Annotated in this window: 13 protein-coding genes; 12 read left to right on the top strand and 1 reads right to left on the bottom strand. The window is 49.4% G+C overall.

Annotated features, from left to right (window positions below):
• The coding region (locus VIM87_RS16220; protein ID WP_331998006.1) for a GNAT family N-acetyltransferase at positions 1–421 on the top strand (421 nt) is incomplete at its 5' end.
• Between the two features lie 94 nt (positions 422–515).
• Here the strand turns inward: VIM87_RS16220 and VIM87_RS16215 are convergent.
• Positions 516–1,382 carry a dienelactone hydrolase family protein gene (locus VIM87_RS16215; protein ID WP_331998005.1) on the bottom strand — a complete coding sequence of 289 codons (867 nt, stop codon included), beginning with the start codon at positions 1,380–1,382 and terminating at the stop codon, positions 516–518.
• Between the two features lie 132 nt (positions 1,383–1,514).
• Here VIM87_RS16215 and VIM87_RS16210 point away from each other — a divergent pair, with 132 nt between their 5' ends.
• The 11 genes from VIM87_RS16210 to VIM87_RS16160 all read left to right on the top strand — a co-directional run.
• On the top strand, positions 1,515–2,783 hold the full coding sequence (locus tag VIM87_RS16210) for an NAD(P)/FAD-dependent oxidoreductase (protein ID WP_331998004.1): 1,269 nt from the start codon (positions 1,515–1,517) through the stop codon (positions 2,781–2,783).
• A 91-nt stretch (positions 2,784–2,874) separates the two neighbouring features.
• Positions 2,875–3,534, top strand: a complete 660-nt coding sequence (locus tag VIM87_RS16205) for a class I SAM-dependent methyltransferase (protein WP_331998003.1) — start codon at positions 2,875–2,877, stop codon at positions 3,532–3,534.
• 67 nt (positions 3,535–3,601) lie between these two features.
• Positions 3,602–5,230, top strand: coding sequence for a Na+/H+ antiporter (locus VIM87_RS16200; RefSeq protein WP_331998002.1), 1,629 nt, complete (start codon positions 3,602–3,604; stop codon positions 5,228–5,230).
• Positions 5,231–5,339: 109 nt separating this feature from the next.
• Positions 5,340–6,326: a glycoside hydrolase family 43 protein gene (locus VIM87_RS16195; protein ID WP_331998001.1), complete on the top strand. Its 987-nt coding sequence runs from the start codon at positions 5,340–5,342 to the stop codon at positions 6,324–6,326.
• An 89-nt stretch (positions 6,327–6,415) separates the two neighbouring features.
• Positions 6,416–7,030 carry a sigma-70 family RNA polymerase sigma factor gene (locus tag VIM87_RS16190; RefSeq protein ID WP_331998000.1) on the top strand — a complete coding sequence of 205 codons (615 nt, stop codon included), beginning with the start codon at positions 6,416–6,418 and terminating at the stop codon, positions 7,028–7,030.
• Between the two features lie 64 nt (positions 7,031–7,094).
• Complete coding sequence (locus VIM87_RS16185) at positions 7,095–8,150, top strand: FecR family protein (protein ID WP_331997999.1); 1,056 nt, start codon at positions 7,095–7,097, stop codon at positions 8,148–8,150.
• A 56-nt stretch (positions 8,151–8,206) separates the two neighbouring features.
• The gene (locus VIM87_RS16180; RefSeq protein ID WP_331997998.1) at positions 8,207–11,701 is read left to right on the top strand and encodes a SusC/RagA family TonB-linked outer membrane protein; all 3,495 of its coding nucleotides are present in this window, start codon (positions 8,207–8,209) and stop codon (positions 11,699–11,701) included.
• Between the two features lie 12 nt (positions 11,702–11,713).
• Positions 11,714–13,165 (top strand): RagB/SusD family nutrient uptake outer membrane protein, encoded by a 1,452-nt coding sequence (locus VIM87_RS16175; protein ID WP_331997997.1) that lies wholly within the window; start codon positions 11,714–11,716, stop codon positions 13,163–13,165.
• 10 nt (positions 13,166–13,175) lie between these two features.
• A complete protein-coding gene (locus VIM87_RS16170; RefSeq protein WP_331997996.1) occupies positions 13,176–14,012 on the top strand; it encodes a DUF4843 domain-containing protein in 837 nt (278 codons plus the stop codon).
• A 15-nt stretch (positions 14,013–14,027) separates the two neighbouring features.
• Positions 14,028–15,467, top strand: a complete 1,440-nt coding sequence (locus tag VIM87_RS16165; RefSeq protein WP_331997995.1) for a PKD-like family lipoprotein — start codon at positions 14,028–14,030, stop codon at positions 15,465–15,467.
• A 20-nt stretch (positions 15,468–15,487) separates the two neighbouring features.
• The coding region (locus VIM87_RS16160; RefSeq protein ID WP_331997994.1) for a TlpA disulfide reductase family protein at positions 15,488–16,573 on the top strand (1,086 nt) is incomplete at its 3' end.

Raw genomic sequence — 16,573 nt, 5'->3', positions numbered from 1 at the left:
GATACGGGCGGCTACTATGAAAGAGGCCCCGCAGATCACCGAGCTTTCTATACAACTGGGTTATCCATTAACAGTACAGGATACCATCACTAACATTGCAGCGATTGATAAAAGTAATTACGACATGGCGTACGTGGCTGTGATGAACAACCAGGTGGTAGGCTGGATCCACGTGTTTTACACCATGCGTTTGGAAACCGGACCCTTTTGTGAAATAGGCGGCCTGGTAGTGGCAGCCGGCGCCCGCGGTAAAGGTGTCGGCAGCCAGCTGGTGGAGAAAGCTAAAAAGTGGGCAGCAGAAAGAAATATCAATAAGCTGCGGGTGCGCTGCCAGGTAAAAAGAACAGAAGCGCATGCCTTTTATGAAAAGAATGGGTTTGAGGAAAAGAAAGTGCAGAAGGTATTTGAGTATGTGATTTAACGTGTGCCACACCTCAAAGGTGTGGCGCACATAACGGTAACGGATATACTAAAATTAAAGGGCTGTTTCATTTTAATGAGACAGCCCTTGCTATTCAATGTAACGTCTCGCTAAATAACTGCAACGTTCTTCCCCAGGCTTTATCTGCAGCTTCCTTATTATACCGCGTGGGGGCGGTATCGTTATTAAAGGCATGTTGCGCCCCTTCGTATACAAACAGCTGGTATTTAACACCTGCCGCTTTCAGGGCAGCTTCATAGGCCGGTATACCGGCATTTACGCGCTCATCCAGTCCGCCATAGTGTAATAGCACGGCTGCTTTGATCTTGGGTACATCGGCTGCATCCGGCTGCCGCCCATAATAGGCTACCGCAGCTTTCAGTGCAGGGGCGTTCACTGCCAGCTGGTTGGCCATCGCGCCACCCCAGCAAAAACCAACACAGCCAATTTTACCGTTACATTCCGGCAGGCCGCCCAGGTAATCCAGGGCTTTCAGGTAGTTGTTCAGGTTCTTTTGCGCATCCAGCTTGCCAATGAGGTCGCGGGCCTCATCCTCATTCTGCGGGGTGCCGCCGGTGGCAGACAGGGCGTCCGGCGCCAGGGCAATATATCCCGCCTGCGCCACCCGCCGCGTTACATCGCGGATGTGCGGGTTTAAGCCCCTGTTCTCATGGATCACGATCACCGCCCCGGTTTTAGCGCCGGCAGCCAGTGTGGTGGGTTTTACCAGGTAAGCTTTCATGGTGATGCCATCGCCGGGGTAGGTAATATCCTGCCCCTGGATGCCGGCAGTATTTTCCGGTACCGTAGCTGCCTGTGCATAGTTTACCTCCAGTAGGGGTAAAACCGCGGTGGCAGCGGCCAGACTGCCGGTAAGCCGGATAAGGCGGTTTATAAATTCATCGCGCCGTAAAGGCTTGTGGGTATATTCATCAAAGAGGTTTATGATACGCTGATCCATAAAAAAGAGATTTCCGGTGAGTAAGGTTTAATATGAAGAGAAAGTACCTTAAATTTAATGTTTTAGACGACAATAATTGCAAGAGCTGGTTTAATTTTCGAATGGATCTATTACAAAGCAAAAATTGGTTTTATGAAGCACATTATCATAGTGGGTGGCGGGTTTGCAGGCATTAACCTGGCGCGTTCACTGGGAGGCAATAAGAATTATACCGTTACGCTGGTTGACAAGAACAACTATAACTTTTTTCCACCCCTGATCTACCAGGTGGCTACGGCTTTCCTGGAACCTGCCAGCATCAGCTACCCTTTCCGTAAATTATTCCATCATAAAAATAACCTGCACTTCCGTTTGGGCAGTGTGGTAAAGGTAGTACCGGAAGAAAATAAGCTGGTGCTGAACAACGGAGAGCTTATCTATGACTACCTGGTGTTTGCCACCGGTGCGGAAACCAATTACTTTGGCATGCAAAACGTAAAGCAGCATGCCATGCCCATGAAAACCCTGCATGATGCTATTGACATGCGTAACCGCATGCTGCAGCAAATGGAGAGGGCCATTATTACCAAAGATGAGGCGGAACGTAAAAGGCTGCTCACCTTTGTAATAGCCGGCGGCGGGCCTACAGGCGTGGAAATATCCGGCATGCTGGCTGAAATGGGCCGCAGCATTGTGTTGAAAGATTACCCTGAGCTGCACGGCACACGGGGCGAGATATACCTGGTAGATGGCAGCGAAAGCCTGCTATCGCCCATGAGCAAACAGTCGCAGAAAGGCACCTATGATGCCCTGCGCAGGATGGGCGTACGTATACGGTTAAACGTACACGTAAAAGATTATGTAAATGATACCGTGATCCTGGACGATGGCGATACCATTGAAACCAAAAGTCTTATATGGGCGGCCGGTGTTACCGCAAAAATGTTTGAAGGCATCCCTGCTGCCAGCTATGGGCGCGGTAAGCGCATGCTTACAGATGAATACAACAAGGTACAGGGCACCACGAATATTTACGCTATTGGCGATACCTGCTTACAGCTGCATGAGCCGCAATGGCCCAACGGGCATCCGCAGGTGGCGCAAACAGCCATACAACAGGGCAAGCACCTGGCTAAGAACTTTAAAGCCATGGCGCTGAACCACGCAGTAACGCCGTTTAAATACCACGACAAAGGCTCTATGGCCATCATAGGCAGGAACAAGGCAGTAGCCGACCTTCCCAAACCTGTGCTGCATTTCAAAGGTATTATCGCGTTTTTCATGTGGCTGTTCGTGCATGTAATGTCGCTGATCAATTACCGTAACCGTTTAAAAACATTAGCCAACTGGACGGTGGCTTATTTTAGTAAAGACCAGTCGCTTCGTATGATCATCCGTCCGGATAACGAAAACAATACGTAGCTTCCCGTTATGAAACAATAGCCGGTGCCCCGGATCCCAATGCATGAAACGGCCATTGTGGGGCATAAGCGCTTACAATAAAACTATACACATGCGGTATGTACTGTATTTTTTTTACTTAGCATGGTATTGGGGCCTGGATGTAGCTATTTTTATTATTGAGCATGAGATCCGCGGTGAGCGGCGGTTTGGCGTGCGCACTATTGGCCTTCACCATTTGCCGGAGCACTTGCCGGAACAGGAACGCAAACACTTTTCCTTTTATGAGCCGGTAAACTATTATAGCGCTACCACCTTATTTGATCAGCTAACGCCGGCGGATAAACAAACGACCCTGCTGGATGTAGGCTGCGGCCGTGGCCGCGTACTGGCCATTGGTGCGGGGTATGGGTTTAAGGATATGATCGGGATAGATTTTTCCGAAGCGCTTTGTGAGGAAGCGGCAGATAATGCGGAAAAAGTGGAGGACCGCCACCCCGGCACGCATATTACCATTGAATGGATAGATGCCCGCTATTACGACCTTTCATCCCGCGTAGGCGTTATTTTCTTATTTAACCCTTTTGACGGCACAGTAATGGAAACTTTTATCGCCAAAGTATTACAAAGCCTGGAGCAACATCCGCGCCCCATGAAAATATTATATGCCAATCCCCAGTTCAAACACCTGTGGCAGGATGCCGGCTTTACGGAATCAGCCACGTTTGTAAAAAAAGATATGCTGCGGGGTTGTGTGCTGGAGCGCCCATAAAGGCTGCTGACGCATTAGGATAATTGTATTATTTTAGAGCCAACGCAGAATTGACTTATACATATTTATGCATAATACCTTTAGCCTTTACATCTTCCTGCTGCTGGTGATCCTGTTCCTTGTTATGCTGGCGCACCGTTTAAAGATCTCTTACCCGATCGTGCTGGTGCTGGGCGGCTTGTGCCTGAGCTTTATTCCGCGCCTGCCACAGATCCAGATCAACCCGGAGCTCATCTTCGTGATCTTTTTACCACCACTGTTATTTGAAGCTGCCTGGCAAACTTCCTGGAAGGATTTCTGGAAGTTCCGGCGGGTAATTGCCAGTTTTGCCTTTCTTATTGTAATACTTACTTCCTGCGTAATTGCCGTTATATCTTCAAACCTCATCCCGGCATTTACGCTGCCGCTGGGCTTTTTGCTGGGTGGCATCATTTCACCGCCGGATGCAGTATCGGCCACCTCTATCTTAAAAAGCATTAAGGTGCCTAAACGGCTGGTAACAATAGTGGAAGGGGAAAGCCTGCTGAATGATGCTTCCAGCTTAATTGTTTTCCGTTTTGCATACAACGCTATTGATTCCGGCAAATTCGTTTTCCATGAGGCTGTTGTGAGTTTTTTTGTGGTGATCATTATGGGTATCCTCATAGGGCTGGCCGTGGCCCTGGTGTTTTACGCCATTCACCGCTGGCTGCCCACCACTACCAATATTGACATTGTGCTCACCTTTATTGCGCCGTATGTGATGTACATAGTAGCGGAAGAGTTCCACTTTTCCGGTGTGCTGGCAGTGGTAAGCGGCGGGTTGTTCCTGTCTACCCGCAGCAACGTGATCCTGAGCCCGGGCAGCCGTTTCAAGGGAGAGAACGTATGGGCCACCATTGGCTTTGCATTAAATGGTATTGTGTTTATGCTGATAGGGCTGGAGCTGCCGTTTATTGTTCAGCAATTGGGTACGGTAAGTATGGCCGATGCGATCCGTTATGGGGTGATCATTTCCCTGGCGCTCATCGTGGCAAGGCTTTTATGTACCCTGGGCGCATCGGCCTTCACCGTTTTTGCCAGCAGATTTATTACTACGGCAGACAGCAGGCCGGGCTGGCGTGCGCCGCTGGCCCTTGGCTGGGCCGGTATGCGTGGAGTGGTATCGCTGGCGGCAGCATTGTCTATTCCCATCACCTTATCAAATGATACGCCTTTCCCGCAGCGTAACCTTATTCTGTTCATCACATTTACCGTGATCCTGGTCACGCTGGTATTCCAGGGCCTGACCTTACCCATGGTGGTGCGCTGGTTAAAGCTGGAGGACAATGATTACCCCATACCTTATGCAGAACAGGAAAAAGTGGTGCGCCGCAAGCTGGCGCATACAGGGTTGCGTGTACTAAATGAGCAGTACCTGGAGAAAATAGCCGCTAATGAACAACTGCAAAGCTTAAAGGTGCGCTATGAGAGCGACATTCACCTGCTGGAACGCCTGCAGGATGAAGCAGCGGAAAATATGCAGCTGGCAGCTGAAACTACCAGCAGGCATTACCGCGCCGCCGTAGGCGCCGTGATCAAAGAGCAGCGTGAGCTATTGCAAAAGCTGAATAAAAAAGAGGAGATAGACGAAGACCTGATCCGCAAATACATTGGCCTGCTGGACCTGGAAGAAGAAAAGATCCGTTTAATGGTGACCGGAGAAGTCACGGAATAATTATTCGCATTCATATCCATTTTCAATGGTGCTCATGAATGCTTCGCATTTGACATTTCGTAATTCCCTTTGTATTTTGGCACACTACTTAAACGTTTTAGTAATAGCTATGAGAAAGACACTGGTATTTTCTATTGCGGTATCCCTGGGAGCTGCCATCTTCTTATCCACAGCGGTTGCACAGCAGAAAAAGACGGGCAATCCCGTGATCAGCGGCTGGTATGCTGATCCTGAAGCGGCTATTTTTGGTAAAACCTACTGGATCTTCCCTACCTATTCCGATAAATATGAGAACCAGGTGTTCTTTGATGCCTTTTCCTCAACCGATATGAGCCGCTGGGTGAAGCACCCGCACATACTGGACAGCGGCGCTATTAAATGGGCCAAACGCGCGATGTGGGCTCCGGCCATTGTGGAAAAACAAGGCAAATACTATTTCTTCTTTGCCGCCAATGATATTCAAAACAACCAGGAAAAGGGCGGCATAGGCGTGGCCGTAGCCAGCCAGCCGGGAGGTCCCTATAAGGATTACCTGGGTAAACCGCTGATCGATAAGTTCCACAATGGCGCCCAGCCCATAGACCAGTTTGTGTTCCATGACAAGGATGGCCGTTATTATATGATCTACGGCGGCTGGCAGCATTGTAATATTGCCCGCCTGAAAGCCGATTTTACCGGCTTTGAACCTTTTGCAGACGGCACTACGTTTAAAGAGATCACCCCCAAAGGATATGTGGAAGGGCCGTTTATGTTCATCCGCAATGGCAAATATTATTTTATGTGGTCTGAAGGGGGCTGGGGCGGCCCGGATTATTCCGTAGCCTATGCCATAGCCGATTCCCCTGCCGGGCCTTTTAAACGCATCGGTAAAATATTGCAGCAGGATACGAGCGTGGCTACCGGCGCCGGCCACCACTCCGTAATACAGCTGCCAGGCACGGATCAATGGTATATTGTGTACCACCGCCGGCCTTTAACAGAAACCGCTGCCAATAACCGCGTGGTTTGTATTGATGAAATGCATTTTGATAAAGATGGGCTGATCATTCCTGTAAAGATCACCAAAGAGGGGGTTACGCCGGTGAAACTAAAGTAGGTTGCATCTTATTATTCCGGTTCATATCTTTAGCGGGTACAATACACCACCAGTACACCCGAACCGTAATAAACCAAATCTTAAATAGCTTGTACGGCAGCCTGAATGATAGCGCGCTTTGGAGTAAGGTAATGGAAGGCGACCAGGATGCGCTGGCTTTCATTTACAGCACGCATTTTCATTCCCTTTACCGCTATGGCATGAAGCTGCATGCAGATGGCAACCTGGTAAAGGATTGCATTCACGACCTGTTCACCGGCATCTGGCTAAGCCGGGAACGTTTATCCGTAACCGATTCCATTAAATTTTATTTGCTGGCCAGCCTGAAAAGGAAGATCGGCCGCCAGCAACAGGGCGTGTTCAGCCGCCTGTTTGAACACACGGAGGAGCCGTTCACGCATTCCCGTGAAGAGGACCTTATTAATGAGCAGGCCAGCGCAGAACGTACCCAAAAGCTGGAAAAGGTGATGAGCAACCTGCCCCGCCGCCAGCGTGAGATCTTATACCTGCGCTTTTACGAAGGGCTGGATACACAGCAAACAGCAGCCATCATGTCGCTGAGCGTGAACTCAACCTACGTGCTGCTATCCAAAGCATTGAATTACCTGAAGAAAAATAGTGATCAGCTGCTGACGCTATTATTAATAGTGCTTGAGCACCAACGGTTTTTACAGCCATTTTTGAGGGGCGGAAACTTTTTTTAAAAAAACTTTCCAAAACACGCTAAGATTTTCACCATTCACCGCTTTACCTTATTAAGAGCCAATAATGACATTCAGGGACTTTAAAACGGAGGATTTTTTACAACATCCTGTTTTCCGCCAGTGGGTGCTGGAACAGGAGCCGGAAGCTACACGGTTCTGGGAGCAATGGCTGCAGGAAAACCCTGATAAACAGCCGGCCGTAGCCCATGCCCGCGAGCTGCTGCTGCTGATAGGCGGCGGGTCTGCACATGCACCGGCCCCGCAGGATGAGGAGCAGACCTGGGAGAAAGTATTACAAAGTATTTCCATCGCAAACCAACATACAGCTGCCGGCACTAAGCTGGTACCTATGCACAAAAAACGCCGGTGGTGGCCTTATGCGGCCGCTGCCCTGCTGGCAGGAGTGCTGGTTGCCTGGGCGGCTATCTTCTTTTCCCTCAATAATAAAACCGTGCAATACGCTACGGTAATGGGAGAAATGAAAACCATTGAGCTGCCCGATCATTCGGTAGTAAAGCTGAATGTAAATTCCACGTTATCTTTTTCTAAAAAATGGGCCGGTACCGGGCCCCGTGAAGTATGGCTGAAGGGCGAAGCATTTTTTACGGTACAGCATACCTACAACAACCAGCGCTTTGTTGTACATACGAATGATGTAAACATCCAGGTAGTAGGTACAGAATTTAATGTGAACACCCGCCGGGTAAAAACACAGGTGGTGCTGCGCAATGGGGTGGTAAAGCTCACGCTGAACAATACCGCATCCGCCAAAAAAGCTGCTGCGCCTATTACCATGAAACCCGGCGATATGGTTACTTACTCCGCCGCCACCGCGGAGCTGAGCAACCAGCGCGTAAACCCGGAGCAGTATGCATCCTGGAGCACACCGGCCCTGCTGTTCAATGAAACGCCGGTAGCAGAGGTGATCCGCTCATTACAGGATAACCTGGGCCTTACCATTGTGCTGGAAGATGACAGCCTGGGCGCCCAAACCTTTACAGGCACTATACCCAGAGATAATATAAACGTGTTTTTTATAACACTGGGAAGATCGTTTAATGTACATATCGAAAAGACAGGAACAAGCACATACAGGATCAGTAAAACACAGGGGGAATAAAAGCAGTACAGTAACAGTGTTTCGTAAATACATATAACCAACCTTAATCTAATGCTATGGTGAAAATTCACGCCGGGTATACCGGTGGTGGCCTTGCCTTGGCTCTTTTGATCCAATTGGGCAGCCTTACTGCCATTGGTAAAGCACAGGGCCCGGCCAATGACAGATCTGTTTATTACGTACAAAACAACACACAGGACCAGGAGCCGCTTAAGAATCACCTGGCTCATATGGAGCGCCGTTACAACATACGCATTAACTATGTTGGCAACACGGTAAAAGGTATTTATGCAGATGCGCCGCCGGCCAAAGATCCTGCTACCAAACTGATTGATTATCTCAACAAATTCCTGTTGCCCTTAGGCCTGGAAGCAGAGCAGGTAGGACAGGACCAGTACATTCTTTACAAGAAGTCCGGCACAAAACCAGCTGATCATCCCATTGCTCCATCTGACCTTAATATGGAGCCGGTAAGCGCAGCAGTGATAAGTGCTGCCGCCACTGCCGCACCTTCCGGTGAGCTGCAGCAGTTTGCCGTAAGCGGGCAGGTAACCGAGGAATCCGGCGTACCGCTGCCAGGTGTAACGGTGGTGGTAAAAGGCACCACCAATGGCGCTAAAACCAATGAAAATGGCAAGTACCGCCTGAATAACGTACCGCCCAATGGCACACTGGTATTCAGTTACATTGGTTATAAAGCACAGGAGGTTAAAATAGGCAACCGTGCCGCTATTGATGTAAAGCTGCTTACAGAAGTGCAGTCCATGAAAGACTTTGTGGTGAATGGTTACCAGCAGCTAAAGAAAGAAAGCTATACCGGATCTGCCATTACTATTACCGGCGAAGAGCTGAAGCGTTTTAATCCGCAGAACATTCTGCAAAGCATACAGGCCTCCGATCCCTCTTTCCGTTTGGTGGAAAATAATATTGCCGGCGCTAATCCTAACCAGCTGCCCAATGTAAATGTGCGCGGCACCACCGCCATACCCACCGGCGATGCCAGCCAGCTAAGCAGAACGCAGCTGGCCAATGTAACCAACCTGCCCCTGTTTATACTGGATGGTTACCAGGTGAGCATAGAAACTATTTTTGACCTGGACTTTAACCGGGTGGAAATGGTAACCCTGCTGAAAGATGCCGCTGCTACCGCCATTTACGGATCGCGTGCATCCAACGGCGTAGTGGTGATACAAACCCGCGCGCCTAAAGAAGGAGAGCTGGAGCTGTATTATAACTATGAGCTGAATGTAACTACACCTGACCTTACTGCCTATAACGTATTAGATGCTACGCAAAAGCTGGAATATGAAAGGCTGGCCGGTTTATATACCAGCAATGGCGTGAACAGCGCTGATGAGCTGGAGAAGATGTATTATGCCAAAAAGAAAAATGTGCTCAGCGGCATTAATACCTACTGGCTGTCGCAGCCCGTGGCTACAGACTTTGGTCATAAACATTCGGTGTCTTTACAGGGTGGGTCGTCTACTATCCGCTATGGTATTGATGCGCGTTACCAGACCAACAACGGCGTTATGAAAGGCTCCGGGCGCGATCGTTACAGCTTAAGCAATACGCTGTCCTATCAGCCGAGAAGCCAGAAGCTGCTGTTCCGCAACCAGTTCACATTATCACAGGTAAGCGCTAAGGCATCGCCTTACGGCAATTTTGACCAGTATGTGAATATGAACCCTTATTATCCCATCCGGGACTCCGCCGGGCGTTTGATCCGTGAAATAGATAAATGGAATTACCGCGGTTTGAATGACAGGGGAGAGGATGCCGGCCTTACCGCTACTGTGCTGAATCCTTTATACGACGCTACCACCGGCAGCTTTAACAAATCATCATACCTGGAATTTATTGACGCTTTTTCTACACAATACACGCCTACTGATGCGTTGCGGTTCAATGCAACCGTAAGTCTTACCAAACGTAAAACCACGGATGATGTTTTTGCATCGCCGCTCAGCAACTACTACTTTTTTTACAGCGGTGATGCGCTGAAAGACCGTGGCAAATACACCTACACCAGCCAGGATGATATGCAGGTGGATGGTTATGCCACCATCACCTACAACAAGGCCCTGCAAAACACGCACTTCCTGAACTTTTCATTGGGCATGAATGTGCAGGCCACAAAAACAGACATCAAAAGTTTTTCAGCCATAGGCTTTACCAATGACCGGTTCACCAATATCACCTTTGCCCGCAAGTATGAAGATAATACGGCGCCTGCCGGCGATATTGAGGAGCAGCGCCTCATTGGCGGGTTTTTGTCCTTTAACTATTCTTATCAGAACCGTTTCCTGATGGATGGTACTGTGCGGGTAGATGGCTCGTCCAAGTTTGGTACGGGCTCCCGCATGGCGCCGTTCTGGTCTTACGGCATTGGCTGGAACCTGCATAAGGAAAAGTTCCTGCAGCATACCGCCATCAGCCAGCTGCGTTTAAAAGCTACTACCGGTTTAACAGGCAGTGTGTCTTTCCCGGCCTATTTATCCAATACCACTTACCAGTATTATACCGGCAGCTGGTACTCTACCGGCGTAGGCGCCGTGTTTACCGCCTATGGCAATCCGCAGCTGAAATGGCAGCGCACCAATAACTATGATGTAAGCATGGAGCTGGGTTTGTTTAATGACCGCGTGTACATTTCGCCGCGTTATTACTACAAGCTTACCCGCGATCTGCTGGCAGACATTAATGTACCTACCTCCACCGGTTTTGATAAATACAAGGCTAACCTGGGCGAGATGGTGAACAAAGGCTATGAGGTGTACATGCGCGCCAATGTATGGCGCACCCGCAACTGGTCGGCCAACATTAATGTGAACCTGGTGCACAACACCAATGTGATCACTAAAATATCCGATGCGCTTAAAAGCTATAACGACCAGGTAGATAAACAGCAGGATGCCAAGGCAGACCTGGCCACCGCGCCCCTGCTGCGTTACAAGGAAGGGCAGTCGCTTAACACCATTTACGCGGTACGCTCCCTGGGCATAGATCCGGAGAACGGAAAAGAAATATACCTGAACCAGGATGGTACCCGCACCTATGATTACAAGGTGAAGAACACCGTACCTGTAGGTGATCAAACACCGGATATAGATGGTTATTTCGGCGGCAGCCTTATTTACAAAAGCCTGATGCTGCAGGTGAACTTTTACGGAAAAGTAGGCGGCGATATTTATAATCAAACCCTGGTAGACCGTATTGAAAATGCCAACCCATGGTATAATGTGGATAGCCGCGCGCTGGCCCTGCGCTGGAAGCAACCAGGCGACCATGCCCTGTATAAGGACATTACGGATAAAAGCCTTACCCGCACCTCATCGCGCTTTGTGCAGCGGGAAGACAGGCTGGAGCTGAAATCCGTATACCTGAGCTACGATGCGCAGGCCAGCCTGTACAAAAAGTTAAAGATGAAGAACCTGCGCTTTGCGCTTACCATGAACGATCTCTTTTACTGGTCCACCGTAAAGCTGGAAAGAGGTATTCAGTATCCTTTTGCCAGGAGCTTCACTTTTTCATTATCAACCAGGTTCTAAAAAGTATTGAAGATGAAAAGATATTTCGCCTTAATTATAATAATAACCGTCTTCGGATCCTGTAAAAAGTGGCTGGATGTGCAGCCACAGTCGCAGGTATCGCAGGATGATCTTTTTAGCACGGAAGATGGTTTTAAAGAAGCCATCAACGGTTTATACAGCCGCTGCGCACAGCCGGACCTGTATGGCAAAGAGCTGCTGGGCGGCTTCCCGGATGTGCTGGCGCAGAACTACACCATTGCATCCGACGATCCGGTACATTATAAAGAAACGGCTCTCTATAATTATAAAGATGCCGATTTCATTAGCCGTAAAGACAGTGCCTGGCGCGGATTGTACAATGTGATTGCCAATGCCAACCTTATTCTGGAGAAGGTTGATAAGCAGCAGGCTATTCTTACACCGGTGAACTATGCGCTGGTAAAAGGGGAGGCGCTGGCCATGCGCGCTTACTGCCATTTTGATGTGCTGCGTTTATTCGCAGCCGTGGATGCCGGCGGCAAAGGGATTCCCTATGTAACCGCCTTTAGCAAAGATGTGCCTAAAATGTATAAGACCGGTGAAGCGCTGGACCTGATGCTGAAAGATCTGCAGGCTGCCAAAACCCTGCTGTCCACAGCCGATCCTATTGTATCAGCCGGTTATAAAGTAGGGTATCCTATCCCGGATTCATCTACCGAACAAAATGGCGATCTTTTTGTGCAGGAGCGCCGCCACCGCCTGAACTATTACGCTGTATGCGGCCAGCTGGCGCGGGTGTACCTGTATAAAGGCGATAAGGCCAATGCGCTCAGCAACGCGCTGGAAGTGATCAACACCCATAAATTTCCCTGGACCCGGCAGTCCGATTTCCTGAACCCGGACGATACCAAAAAAGACCGGGTATTATACAAAGAGCTGCTGTTTGCTTTTTACATACCTAATACTACAGAAGAATTGCGCCGCCTGTTCCGTAATTCAGACAGGGGCCTGTATATCTCCACCCAGGAGGGCCGCAACCTGTATGAAACCGGCGGGGTAGGCGGGGAGGATTTCCGTTACAAACAATGGTTATCCGAACAAACCGTGAGCTCCACCAATTACCTGCGCCTGGAAAAATATGCCCGCGATCCGGATAACAACCTGCATCCGCAAATGGCCCCGGCCATGCGCCTCAGCGAAATGTATTACATAGCTGCAGAATGTACGTTTGATACGGATCCTGCCAAAGCCTGGGATTATTTTAATACCGTACGCCTGAACCGGGGCATAGGCGTTACGCTCAATGATCCCTCCAAAACCGTGTTCCTGCAGGAGCTGGTAAAGGAAGCGCGTAAGGAGCTGTATGGAGAAGGTCAGATCTTCTACATGTACAAACGCCTGAACATGCCCATCACAGGGCAGAACGGCAGCACAGTGCCGGCCAGCAGCGCCATTATGGTGCTGCCTTTCCCGGACGATGAAATTGCATACGGTAACAGATAAACATATACGAATGAAGCATATCATAGCTATAGCACTCTTATGCGGTATTTTATATTCGTGTAAAAAGGTGGAAGAAGTGAGGTATCAATCCACCGATAATGTGTACTTCAACTTAATAACAGATACAAGTAAACAGACACGTTCAGATAGTATCGTGTACAGCTTTGCGCTGTACCCGGAAAAGGCTACGGACACGGTTTTTCTGCCCGTGCGTATATCCGGCAGCCGGGTAAAAACAGCACGGCAGTTTAAGGTCACTGTGGTAGACAGCGCCACCACCGCCGTAGCCGGCCTGCATTATAAACCGCTGGAAGATATGTACACCATGCCGGCAGATTCAGGCACTACAGGCGTACCCGTTATACTGCTGAACACCGATCCGGCGTTGGCCAATAAAACCGTGCGCATAAAATTTATGCTGGTAGCCACAGCGGATTTTAAAGTGGATTATACACCCTGGGACAGCCTGCGCGTAATATTCTCTAACCGCCTTGAAAAGCCCGTGTGGTGGAATGTGTGGATAGGCGAGCTGGGCGCATATTCCCGGGTAAAGCATGAGCTGTTCATCCGCGTATCCGGCACTACAGAGCTACCCGCTACTAACAGTGACGCCACTACTACGCCGCGGGTGCTATATTATACCCGCCGTTTTAAAGCCTTCCTGAGCGATCCCCTGTTATGGGTGCAGAACAATCCGGCCGCCGGTTACACCCTAACACCCACTACCAATGGGAACTACTTTTTTTACAGCATTACCAACCCAGAGAAAAAGTATTTACTGGAGCTGAACCCGGCCGATAACCGGTATTATTTCCGGGATGAGGATGGCAACCGCATTGTTGTGTAAAACAAATTATTCGTCATGCAGAAATTGAAACACACTCTTATATATATGCCCGTGCTGCTGTTGTTACTGGCAGCCTGCGCACGCGATAAAGGCAATTATGATTACGTGGAGCTGCCGGATCCGCAGATCAGTAACCTGGATACCCTGTATAACGCCATTACCGGCGATAGCCTGATCATTACACCGAAGATCACCCTGGCCTCCGGCAAAAATGATTACAGCTGTTACTGGAAAATAGATGTAGCCGCAGAGGCCCGCAGCCAGGACTATGAAGGCCGGGAGCTGCGCATTGTATTCGGATTGCCGGCCGCCCGTTATCCCACGCAGTTAGCTGTAACGGATAATACCACCGGCATGAAATACTTTTACAAGTTTGACATTGTAGCGCAAACAGAATTTACCAAAGGCCTGCTGGTATTAAGTAATAACAATAACCAGGCAGTACTCTCCTTCGTAAAACCGGATGGCACCGTACGGCCGGATATTTACCAATCCATTAACCAGGAAGCGCTGCCCGGCCCTGCCAAACAGCTGGTGCCCATTCAGAACATGTTTTACCTGAACACCCTTACTGCCTACTGGATCACGTATGACGGAGACCAGAACGGTGGTGTGCAGATAGATGCCAGCAGCTTAAAAAAGAATAAATACATACGGGAGAATTTTTACGATGCCCCGGCCAATGCGCATGCGGATTATTTGCTGAACATGGTGAATGGTATTACCGATGCCGTTATAGATGGCAAGCTGTATATAGGCGCTACGGAAACTGCTCCCTTTTGGCCCTATTACGGCTTTTGGGGCGTGCCCATTAACGGCAGCTACTCACTGCATCCGCAGCTGATGGAGAACTTTGCGGAAACAGCGCTATCCGGCAGAGGTAACAGCTACTTCCTGGGCTACGATAAGAACCGCAAGGCCTTTGTACGTTTTTTCGTAAATACTTTTTATGATGTGAACTACACGGTGCTGGGCGATGCCTTTGATCCCAAACAGGTGAAGATGGACATGATCTATATGAACCGCTTTAACGATAATGAGCTGTATGCCATTGGCGACAGCCTGGGTAAGAAGCTGGAATTAAAGTTCAGGGTGGATTTTACAGACAGTACCCAGCGCTTTTATCCTACCTATAAAAGACCCTTCCCCGGCGCCGGCCTGTTAACGGCAGGCACCAAATGGCAGTCGTCGCCTATTGGGGTGTTCTTCTTCAGCGCCAACGATGTTATTTACCGTTATAACCCGCTGAACAACGACATTAAACCCCTGCAAACCACCACTGCGGGTAAAAAGATCACCCTGCTGAAAGTATTGCAGGGCGGCAATTTGCTGGTAGCAGGCGCAGAAGGCGGCAGCATTTATTACCTGGACATCAGCACCGGTAAGCTGGGGCAGCTCATTAAAAAAATAGACGGCATCCCCGGAGCGCCGCAGGATATTATACTACGTGATTAAACTTTAAATAAATAAACAACATGCAAAAATGGATATTATTCGCTTGTGCAGCATTCCCTCTGCTAGCCAAAGCACAAAGCGGCAACTTTGTATTAAACGGTAAACTGGGCCACCTGAATGCGCCTGCCAAGGCCTACCTGGACCGCCGGGAAGAAGGTAAGATCATGCTGGATTCCGTGCTGCTGAAAGACGGCGCCTTCCAGTTTAAAGGTACCGTACAGGGTCCTTTATTATGTATGCTGATGGTAGATCATGATGGCACTGGCGGATCTAACCCGCAAACGTCACCGGATAAACGGCTTATTTACCTGGAAAAGGGGACCATTACCCTGGCAGCTGCTAATACCCTGGAAGATGCTACCATCACCGGTTCCCCTATCAACACGGAAAATGAGCGCTACAAAAAATTCCTGGCGTCTTTTGATGAGCAGATGAACAGCATTAATAAAGATTTTGGCGCCGCTACCGACGAACAACGCCAGGATACCAATTTCACCAAAGGCCTGGGCGAACGTTTTCAGAAAGCGCTGGCAGAGAAGCGTGAGCTGATGCAAAAGTTCATTGCAGAAAATCCTAACTCCTTCTTCAGCATAGTAGCCTTAAAGGAGCTGGCCGTGCATACCAATATGGACCTTAAGCTGCTGGAACCAATGTACAAAGGTTTAACACCGGAGCTGCGCAACAGCCCTGCCGGTAAAGAGTTTGCCGCTTCTATGGAAAAAGAGCGCGGCCTGGCCATAGGTGCTGCTGCGCCGGATTTTACGCAGAACGATGTAAATGATAAGCCGGTAAAGCTCTCCGATTTCCGCGGTAAGTATGTGCTGCTGGATTTCTGGGCCAGCTGGTGTGGCCCCTGCCGTGCAGAGAACCCGGTAGTGGTAAAGGCTTTCAACCAGTATAAGGACCGGAACTTCACCGTGCTTAGCGTATCCCTTGATCAGCCGGGCAAAAAAGACCTGTGGCTGGCAGCCATTAAAAAAGATGGCCTGGAGGGCTGGACGCATGTATCTGACCTGAAGTACTGGAGCAATGCAGTAGCCGGCTTGTACGGTGTAAGAGGCGTGCCCACCAACTTCCTTATTGACCCTGCCGGTAAGATCGTAGGC

It is taken from the genome of Chitinophaga sp. (assembly GCF_036569125.1).
In the GTDB taxonomy this organism is placed as follows: Bacteria; Bacteroidota; Bacteroidia; order Chitinophagales; family Chitinophagaceae; genus Chitinophaga.
This window is presented reverse-complemented; position numbering and strand designations above follow the sequence as displayed.

Bases quoted from the DNA above. Each gene is read 5' to 3' on its own strand.
- VIM87_RS16210 (WP_331998004.1), top strand. From the start codon at position 1,515: ATGAAGCACATTATCATAGTGGGTGGCGGGTTTGCAGGCATTAACCTG.
- VIM87_RS16195 (WP_331998001.1), top strand. From the start codon at position 5,340: ATGAGAAAGACACTGGTATTTTCTATTGCGGTATCCCTGGGAGCTGCC.
- VIM87_RS16170 (WP_331997996.1), top strand. From the start codon at position 13,176: ATGAAGCATATCATAGCTATAGCACTCTTATGCGGTATTTTATATTCG.
- VIM87_RS16205 (WP_331998003.1), top strand. From the start codon at position 2,875: ATGCGGTATGTACTGTATTTTTTTTACTTAGCATGGTATTGGGGCCTG.
- VIM87_RS16180 (WP_331997998.1), top strand. From the start codon at position 8,207: ATGGTGAAAATTCACGCCGGGTATACCGGTGGTGGCCTTGCCTTGGCT.
- VIM87_RS16175 (WP_331997997.1), top strand. From the start codon at position 11,714: ATGAAAAGATATTTCGCCTTAATTATAATAATAACCGTCTTCGGATCC.
- VIM87_RS16215 (WP_331998005.1), bottom strand. From the start codon at position 1,382: ATGGATCAGCGTATCATAAACCTCTTTGATGAATATACCCACAAGCCT.
- VIM87_RS16165 (WP_331997995.1), top strand. From the start codon at position 14,028: ATGCAGAAATTGAAACACACTCTTATATATATGCCCGTGCTGCTGTTG.
- VIM87_RS16200 (WP_331998002.1), top strand. From the start codon at position 3,602: ATGCATAATACCTTTAGCCTTTACATCTTCCTGCTGCTGGTGATCCTG.
- VIM87_RS16185 (WP_331997999.1), top strand. From the start codon at position 7,095: ATGACATTCAGGGACTTTAAAACGGAGGATTTTTTACAACATCCTGTT.